Annotated in this window: 9 protein-coding genes; 3 read left to right on the top strand and 6 right to left on the bottom strand. The window is 71.4% G+C overall.

Features of this window, described 5'->3' with window-relative positions:
- A partial coding sequence (locus tag AC3ET3_RS32380) for a hemerythrin domain-containing protein (protein WP_435613407.1) occupies positions 1 to 408 on the bottom strand: 408 nt, incomplete at its 3' end.
- A gap of 176 nt (positions 409 to 584) precedes the next feature.
- On the opposite strand from AC3ET3_RS32380, the gene qcrB reads away from it, so the two are divergent.
- Positions 585 to 2,225 (top strand): cytochrome bc1 complex cytochrome b subunit, encoded by a 1,641-nt coding sequence (gene qcrB / locus AC3ET3_RS32375; protein ID WP_435613406.1) that lies wholly within the window; start codon positions 585 to 587, stop codon positions 2,223 to 2,225.
- Positions 2,226 to 2,348: 123 nt separating this feature from the next.
- On the opposite strand, the gene ctaF is transcribed toward qcrB, so the two are convergent.
- From ctaF to AC3ET3_RS32350, 5 genes are all read right to left on the bottom strand, one after another.
- A complete protein-coding gene (gene ctaF / locus AC3ET3_RS32370; RefSeq protein WP_432138141.1) occupies positions 2,349 to 2,741 on the bottom strand; it encodes an aa3-type cytochrome oxidase subunit IV in 393 nt (130 codons plus the stop codon).
- Complete coding sequence (ctaD, locus tag AC3ET3_RS32365; protein WP_432138140.1) at positions 2,738 to 4,453, bottom strand: aa3-type cytochrome oxidase subunit I; 1,716 nt, start codon at positions 4,451 to 4,453, stop codon at positions 2,738 to 2,740. Before ctaD ends, ctaF begins: the two co-directional genes overlap by 4 nt.
- Positions 4,454 to 4,683: 230 nt before the next feature.
- Positions 4,684 to 5,499, bottom strand: coding sequence for a sigma-70 family RNA polymerase sigma factor (locus AC3ET3_RS32360; protein WP_432155285.1), 816 nt, complete (start codon positions 5,497 to 5,499; stop codon positions 4,684 to 4,686).
- Between the two features lie 138 nt (positions 5,500 to 5,637).
- Positions 5,638 to 6,045: a hypothetical protein gene (locus tag AC3ET3_RS32355; protein WP_432138138.1), complete on the bottom strand. Its 408-nt coding sequence runs from the start codon at positions 6,043 to 6,045 to the stop codon at positions 5,638 to 5,640.
- Positions 6,046 to 6,093: 48 nt separating this feature from the next.
- The gene (locus AC3ET3_RS32350) at positions 6,094 to 6,465 is read right to left on the bottom strand and encodes a sensory rhodopsin transducer (protein ID WP_432138137.1); all 372 of its coding nucleotides are present in this window, start codon (positions 6,463 to 6,465) and stop codon (positions 6,094 to 6,096) included.
- 192 nt (positions 6,466 to 6,657) lie between these two features.
- Between AC3ET3_RS32350 and AC3ET3_RS32345 the strand changes: the two genes are divergently transcribed.
- A complete protein-coding gene (locus AC3ET3_RS32345) occupies positions 6,658 to 6,858 on the top strand; it encodes an HAD family hydrolase (RefSeq protein ID WP_432138136.1) in 201 nt (66 codons plus the stop codon).
- A 3-nt stretch (positions 6,859 to 6,861) separates the two neighbouring features.
- Complete coding sequence (locus AC3ET3_RS32340; RefSeq protein ID WP_432138204.1) at positions 6,862 to 7,371, top strand: HAD family hydrolase; 510 nt, start codon at positions 6,862 to 6,864, stop codon at positions 7,369 to 7,371.
- Positions 7,372 to 7,548: the final 177 nt, after the last annotated feature.

Here is a 7,548-nt window from a genome sequence, read left to right as displayed (position 1 = left end):
CCCGTCGAGCACGTCGGCGGGGCACATCGCCCGCAACCGGGGGAAGAGGAGCTGTTCCTCCTCGACGACATGGTCCGTGACCTGCTCGATCAAGGAGAGCAGAAGGGTGCCGAAGCGCTCCTCGCCCGCTTCCAGGTCCTCCAGCGCGCGCAGCGTCTCGGCGATCCGGCCCTGCCGGTCCAGATCCCGGTCCGCCCAGTCGTCACCGTCCAGGACGTACCGGCGCACGACGGGGAAGAGGTGCTCCCTCGTGACGACGGAGTGGCGGGCCATGGCGGTGCTGAGCTGTTCCAGCAGGGCCTTGCGGCCGTCGCCGTCCCGCGGCGCGGCACGGATCCGGTCGAAGAGCCGCTGCATCCGCTGGTGGTCCGCCGCGAGTTCGTCGATGAGCCCACTGTGACCGTCCACTGCGCCTCCCGGGTCGCCTGCGTCGCTCCGCCTGACAGGGCAGGTGCCCTTGCCGCGCCCGCACCATGCGGCGGGCCGGGCGGATTGAACCGGGCGGCCCATGGGGTACCCCTGGTCTGGCGCCCGACCGGGCAGGCGCCAGACGAGGCGATGACGCGGAGGAGCGTGGTGCCGGCATGGTGGTGACGCGGCGGAAGGCGCGGACGCGGGCCAGGGCTCGTCAAGCCGCCCTCGGGAGTTATGTCTCGGTCGACCGGCGCGCGCCGGTGTCGCAACTGGCGGCCCAGCTCCTGCGCAAGGCGTTCCCCGACCACTGGTCCTTCCTGCTGGGCGAGATCGCCCTCTACAGCTTCGTGGTCCTCGTGCTCACGGGCAGCTATCTGACCCTGTTCTTCGACCCGAGCCTGGCCGAGGTGCCCTACCGGGGCTCGTTCGAACCCCTCCAGGGCCTGCTGGTCTCCAAGGCGTACGAGTCCACGCTCCATCTCAGCTTCGACGTCAGAGGGGGTCTGCTGGTCCGGCAGATGCACCACTGGGCCGCGCTGGTGTTCGTCGCGGCCATCGGCGTCCACATGCTGAGGATCTTCTTCACCGGCGCCTTCCGCCGCCCGCGCGAGGGCAACTGGATCATCGGGGTGACGCTGTTCCTGCTGGCCCTGCTCGAAGGGTTCGCCGGCTACTCGCTCCCGGACGACCTGCTCTCCGGCACCGGGTTGCGCACGGCCAACTCCATCGTGCTGTCCATCCCGGTGGTCGGGACGTATCTGAGTCTGTTCCTGTGGGGCGGTACCTTCCCCGGGGACGCGATCATCGACCGCCTCTACATCGTGCACGTGCTGTTCGTACCCGGACTGCTCATCGCCCTGATCACCGTGCACCTGATCATGGTGGTCTATCTGAAGCACACCCAGTGGGCGGTGCCGGGGCGCACGAACCGCAATGTGGTGGGGCAGCCGATGTTCCCCTCGTTCATCGCCAAGTCGACCGGACTGAGCCTCGTCGTGGCCGCCGTCATCACCCTGATGGCGGCCACCGCGCAGATCAACCCGGTCTGGAACTACGGCCCCTACCGGCCCGACCAGGTGTCCACCGACGCCCAGCCCGACTGGTACGTCGGCTTCCTGGAGGGTGCGCTGCGGCTGATGCCGCCCGCCGAGACGGTCGTCGCCGGGCACACCATCATGTGGAACGTCTTCCTGCCCGCGGTCGTGCTGCCGGCGCTGCTGTTCGCCGTGCTGTACCTGTACCCGTTCTTCGAGCGGTGGGTGACCGGGGACCTGGTGGAGCATCATCTGTGCGACCGACCGCGTGACCGTCCGGTCCGCACGGGGCTCGGGGTGGCCGCCATCGTCTTCTACGCGGTGCTCCTCGTCGCGGGCGGCAACGACGTGATCGCGGTGGTGTTCGACGTATCCGTCAACTCCCTGACCTGGGCCCTGCGCGTGGCCGTCTTCGTCGGCCCGGTCCTCGCCTACCTCCTCACCCGTCGGGTCTGCCTGGCCCTGCAGAAGCACGAGCGGCGGCTGCTGGAGGAGGGCGAGGAGACGGGCGAGGTGCTGCAGGACGTCGCCGGGGGCCTGGCGGAGACCCACGAGGACGTCGACCGTACGCGCCGCTACCGGATGCTGGTCCGGGACGTCCCCCGGCCGCTCGGCCACCCGGGCCCCGGGGCGCCGCTGCGCCGGCGTCTCCAGGTCTCGCTCAGCTCCTGGTACTCCCGCGACCGGATCGAGACCCCCGCCACCACCGAGGAGCGCCTCCAGGCCACGGGCCGCACGGTCGACCCTGTCGCGGGAGGGCCCGCCGAGGAGGAGTGAGCGGGCGGGGCGTACCGCCCCCGCATCGGCGGGTGGTTGCCGCACCGCGGTACGGCCCGCGGCCCGCAGAACGAAGCGGGCCGCGGGCCGCGCGGAGGACGTGCCGGGGCGGGACCGCCCCCGTCAGGCGCTCTCGCGGCCCGCGTACTGGAAGACCATGCCGAAGACCCCTGCGGCGAGCACGCCGAAGCCGATCAGGAAGAGCCACAGGCCGTACACGACGCCGACGGCGAGCACGGTGACGCCCGCGGCGGTGACGACCGGGTACGTGCTGTGCGGCGGGAAGAAGTCGACCCGGCCGGCACGCTCCTGGATCTCACCGTCCGGACGGTCCTCCGGGCGGGGGCCTTTGCGGTGGTGGTTGATCAGCGCGAAGAAGGCGATGACCGCCGCCATGAGGAAGGACACCGTCAGTGCGGCGATGCCCGCGGGTTCCCGGGCGAACCAGATGTAGGCGGCGTCGGTGACGAGGAAGAAGAGGGCGACGCCCGCGAAGAGATATGCCTCGGACTTCATTCGCTCTGCTTTCCCAGGGTGTCGGGTGTGGGTTCGACGGTTCCGCGGTCCGCGGGGCTCAGCCGGTCGAGCGCCTCGGGGTGGCGCAGGTCGAAGGCCGGGGAGTCGGACCGGACGCGCGGCAGGGCCGTGAAGTTGTGGCGGGGCGGCGGGCAGGAGGTGGCCCATTCCAGTGAACGGCCGTACCCCCAGGGGTCGTCCACCTCGACCCTCGGCGCGTATTTCGCGGTCTTCCAGACGTTGTACAGGAAGGGGAGGGTCGAAAGCCCCAGCAGGAGGGCGCCGATGGAGGAGATGGTGTTCAGCGTGGTGAAGCCGTCGGCGGGCAGGTAGTCGGCGTACCGGCGGGGCATGCCGATCTCGCCGAGCCAGTGCTGGACGAGGAACGTCGTCTGGAATCCGGCGAACAGCGTCCAGAACTGGATCTTCCCCAGGCGTTCGTCGAGCATCTTGCCAGTCATCTTCGGCCACCAGAAGTAGAAGCCGGAGAACATGGCGAAGACGATCGTCCCGAAGAGCACGTAGTGCAGGTGGGCGACGACGAAGTAGGTGTCCGTCAGGTGGAAGTCCATCGCCGGGGAGGCGACGAGGACGCCGCTGAGCCCGCCCAGCAGGAAGGTGACCAGGAAGCCCAAGGACCAGAGCATCGGTGTCTCGAAGGAGACGCTGCCGTGCCACATGGTGCCGATCCAGTTGAAGAACTTCACCCCCGTGGGCACCGCGATCAGGAAGGACATCAGCGAGAAGAACGGCAGCAGCACACCGCCCGTGGCGAACATGTGGTGGGCCCACACCGTGGCCGACAGCATGGTGATGGCGATGGTCGCGCCGACCATGCCGACGTACCCGAAGACCGGCTTGCGGCTGAAGACCGGGATCACCTCGGTGACCACGCCGAAGAACGGCAGCGCCACGATGTAGACCTCCGGGTGGCCGAAGAACCAGAACAGGTGCTGCCACAGCAGGGCGCCCCCGTTGGCGGGGTCGTAGATGTGCGCGCCGAACTTGCGGTCGGCCTCCAGCGCGAGCAGGGCCGCGGTGAGCACCGGGAAGGCCAGCAGCGCGAGGATCGAGGTGAAGAGGATGTTCCAGGTGAAGATGGGCATCCGGAACATGGTCATGCCCGGCGCCCGCAGACACACGATGGTGGCGATGAAGTTGACCGACCCGAGCGTGGTGCTGAGCCCCGCGACCACCAGCCCCATGATCCACAGGTCGGCGCCGTGCCCCGGGGTGTGCACCGCGTCGGTCAGCGGCGCGTAGGCGAACCAGCCGAAGGGCGCCGCCCCGTGGGACACCGCGAAGCCGGACAGGACGGTCAGGCCGCCGAAGAGGAACAGCCAGTACGTCAGGGCGTTCAGCCGGGGGAAGGCGACGTCGGGCGCGCCGATCTGCAACGGCATGATGGCGTTCGCGAAACCGGCGAAGGTGGGCGTGGCGAACAGCAGCATCATGATGGTGCCGTGGATGGTGAAGAGCTGGTTGTACTCGTGGCGGGTGACGATCTGCAGTCCGGGCCGGGCGAGTTCGGCCCGCATGAGCAGCGCGAGGATGCCGGCCACCAGGAAGAAGCCGAAGGACGTGACGAGATACAGGTGGCCGATCTTCTTGTGGTCGGTGGTGGTCAGGTAGTCCCGTACGGTCTCGCCCGTGCGGACCCGGGGGGCCGGGGCGGGGCGGGGCTCCTCCAGGCCCGTGTGCGTCTGTGGCATGAACCCTCCACTGGCTGGACCGGCGATGCGGCATCGGCAGGGAGCGGAGTAGCCCCCGGGGGCCCATCGCAAACGCGCGGGCGCCGGTGAGCGCCATGGCCCCCGCCCCGCCCCGGGCCGCCGCACAGCGTAGGGGCCCCGAGCGGCCGGACCGGTCATCCACCGCTGGGGTTCACGAGATCGGCGCAGCGCCGCCGTTGCCGTGGGCCGCTCGGTTCGGCCGGTCCTGGTCAGTCCGTCTGGAGGTGGCGGCGCAGGGTGCCGCAGGCGCGGGACAGCAGGCGGGAGATGTGCATCTGGGAGACGCCGACCCGTTCGGCGACCTGGCGTTGGGTGAGACCGTCTGCGAAGTACAGGTGCATCACCCGGCGCTCCCGTTCGGGCAGGGTGGTCACGAGTGAGCCGAGTGCCACTCTGTCGGTCACACGGTCCAGCGCCGGATCGTCGGCGCCGATGGTGTCGGCCAGGGAGACGCTGCGCTCGGGGCCGCGCAGTTCGTCCACCGAGACCGGGTTGCGCGCCTGGTCGGCGAGGAGAGCCAGCTCGATCTCCCGTTCGTCGAGGCCGGTGAGTTGCCGCAGTTCCCGGGTGGTGCCGCCGTCCGCGCGGCCCGCGCGGCGCAGTTCCTCCTGGGCAGCGCGCACCCGACGGTGCTTCTCCTGGATCCGCCGGGGCACGTGCACGTGCCAGGTGTGGTCGCGCAGGTGCCGCTTGAGCTCCCCGTCGATGGTGGGGACGGCGTACGAGAGGAAGTCGTGCCCACGGGCCGGGTCGAAGCCGTCGACCGCCTTGACCAGTCCGAGGCAGGCCACCTGGTAGAGGTCCTCGCGGCTGTCGGCGGGAGAGCCGTAGCGGCGCGCCAGCCGCCGGGCGACCGGCAGGAAGGCGCGTACGACCGCCTCCCGCAGGGCTCGGCGCTCCGGACCCGGTCCGCAGGCGGCCATGCGATGCACCAGTTCGTCCTGCGGCGTGCGGCTCCTGGCGCGGCCCCGGCCGGGACCTGCGGCATCGCCGTGGGGCTGCGCTGCCCGGCTCTGAACGCTCATGGGTTTCTGTCTACGCGACGGCGGCGCCGCCCGCCTTTCGGCGGACGCCGTTCGGAGGCGGCCCGGCCCGCGCAGGCCGGTCCGGCGTCGGTCGGGCACCGCCTCCGCCGCCGTCGCCACCGCTCCTGGATGCTCGTGTCAGACGTCCCCGGCCCCGTCCTCCCGCACCTGCCGCAGCCGCTCGTTGTGCCAGGCGATGCCGCGCCGGAGTTCCGGTTCGTGCAGGCCGGTGCGGCAGCCGAGTTCCTCCAGGCTGCGCACCGGGCCACCGGTGGTGAAGGCGCAGTCGATCTTGGCGGCCCAGAGCTCCTCCGGGACGAACGGACGGTGCCGGTACCTCTCCCGCACGGTCTCGAAGTGGTCCGCGCAGCAGGCGGTCAACCGGCGCAGCCCGTCGAACCACTGGCGCCTGACGTAGGCGCAGGACGAGTCGGGGACGTAGCCGCTCACCGCCTCGTCCTCGGGGAAGACCGTGCCGCACAGGTCGCAGAGTTCCAGTGCGACGGGTGTCCTGCGGCGGGCGGCAGCCTTGCCTCGTCTCCACATGTCTCACTCCAGGGCCGGGTCGGTCGCCGCACGCTGACCGCCCGGTGGTCAGCGTGCGGCGAAGGCGATGGTCGACAGCAGCGCGTTCGCCGGCTGCCTGCTGTCCAGCCGGGTGTGCTGGACGACCACCGGCACGTCGCTGACGAGTACGGAGGCGTAGTCCGCGTCGGTGGGCAGCGCACCGTCGTCGACGAGTTCCCGGAACCGCTGGTGACGGGTCCGGCGGGCCGGCACGGTGACGTGGTAGGGGCCCGCGGGTTCCCGGTCGGGGAAGAACAGGGTGATCTCCACATGCGCGTCCGCGTCACCGGTGTTGAGGATGCACGCCGTCTCGTGGCTGGTCATCGACGCGGGTCCGGTGCTGGCCCCGGGCACGAACCCCTCGGGGATGGCCCATACTCGCTGTCCCAGGTGTTCCATCTCGCTGCCTCCTTCTAGCGGTCCGAGGCGAGGGGAGTATCCGCCGCCCGCCGGGGTGAAACGGCGTGGCCGCGCGACACGGACTGCGGGAGGGCAGGCTTGCCGTGAACGGGCAACCCGGGAGACTCCGGTGGACGGTGTGGGGCCGGCCGAGGTCTCCGGGACCGTCCACGGCAGGGAAAAGGGAAGACCATGCCCGTCGACAGCCGTCCGAGCGTACTCGTCCTCGACGTCAACGAGACGCTCACCGACCTCACCTCCCTCGGCACCCGCCTGGAGGCCGTGGGGCTGCCCGCGGCCGTGCTGCCGGCCTGGCTCGCCGGCGTGCTGCGCGACGGCATCGCCCTCACGCTGGCCGGCGGCCCCGCCTCCTTCGCCGACGTTGCGGGCTAGGCGCTGCGCACCCTGCTCGCCCAGGAGGGCACGGCCGGACACGACGCGGACCGCGCCGTCGAACACGTCCTCGGCGGGCTCCCCGGCCTGCCCCTCCACCCGGACGTGAGCGAGGGCGTCACAGCCCTGCACGCGAGCGGCCACCGGCTGCTGACCCTCACCAACGGCTCGGCCGACACCACCCGCACCGTGCCGACCCGCGCGGGCCTCGCCGACCGCTGCGAGACCCACCTCGACGTGCAGGGCGCGGGCGGCCGCTGGAAGCCCGCGCCCGACGCCTACGCGTACGCGGTCCGCGCCGCCGGTGCGGAGGCACGGGCGGTGATGCTCGTCTCCGTCCACCCCTGGGACATCGACGGAGCCGCCCGCGCCGGCCTCGCCACCGCCTGGGTGCGTCGCACGCCGGTGCCGTACCCGGCGTCGCGGCGACCGCCCGACCTGGTGGCCACCGGGTTCACGGACCTGGCGCGGCAACTGGACGGCGGGCCGGGCGGACCCCGTTCGGCGGGCTGACGCTCGGAACGCCTCCGACCCGACGGAGGCCGGGCGAGGGGCGACGGTCCGGCCTCCGTCGGGTCGTCGACGGAGGCCGGGCGAGGGGCGACGGTCCGGCCGGCACGGCCATGGGCGCGGCGGCACCTCGGACCAGGGAGAAGGGAAAAACAAAGGCAAGGAGAACGCGCTCCTCGC

It is taken from the genome of Streptomyces sp. bgisy159, assembly GCF_057707805.1.
The sequence above is the reverse complement of the archived record's forward strand: the minus strand, read 5'-3'. Positions and strand labels throughout refer to the sequence as shown.

Coding starts and splice junctions, on each gene's coding strand:
- AC3ET3_RS32360 (WP_432155285.1), bottom strand. CDS start 5,499: ATGAGCGTTCAGAGCCGGGCAGCGCAGCCCCACGGCGATGCCGCAGGT.
- ctaD (WP_432138140.1), bottom strand. CDS start 4,453: ATGCCACAGACGCACACGGGCCTGGAGGAGCCCCGCCCCGCCCCGGCC.
- AC3ET3_RS32345 (WP_432138136.1), top strand. CDS start 6,658: ATGCCCGTCGACAGCCGTCCGAGCGTACTCGTCCTCGACGTCAACGAG.
- ctaF (WP_432138141.1), bottom strand. CDS start 2,741: ATGAAGTCCGAGGCATATCTCTTCGCGGGCGTCGCCCTCTTCTTCCTC.
- qcrB (WP_435613406.1), top strand. CDS start 585: ATGGTGGTGACGCGGCGGAAGGCGCGGACGCGGGCCAGGGCTCGTCAA.
- AC3ET3_RS32350 (WP_432138137.1), bottom strand. CDS start 6,465: ATGGAACACCTGGGACAGCGAGTATGGGCCATCCCCGAGGGGTTCGTG.
- AC3ET3_RS32355 (WP_432138138.1), bottom strand. CDS start 6,045: ATGTGGAGACGAGGCAAGGCTGCCGCCCGCCGCAGGACACCCGTCGCA.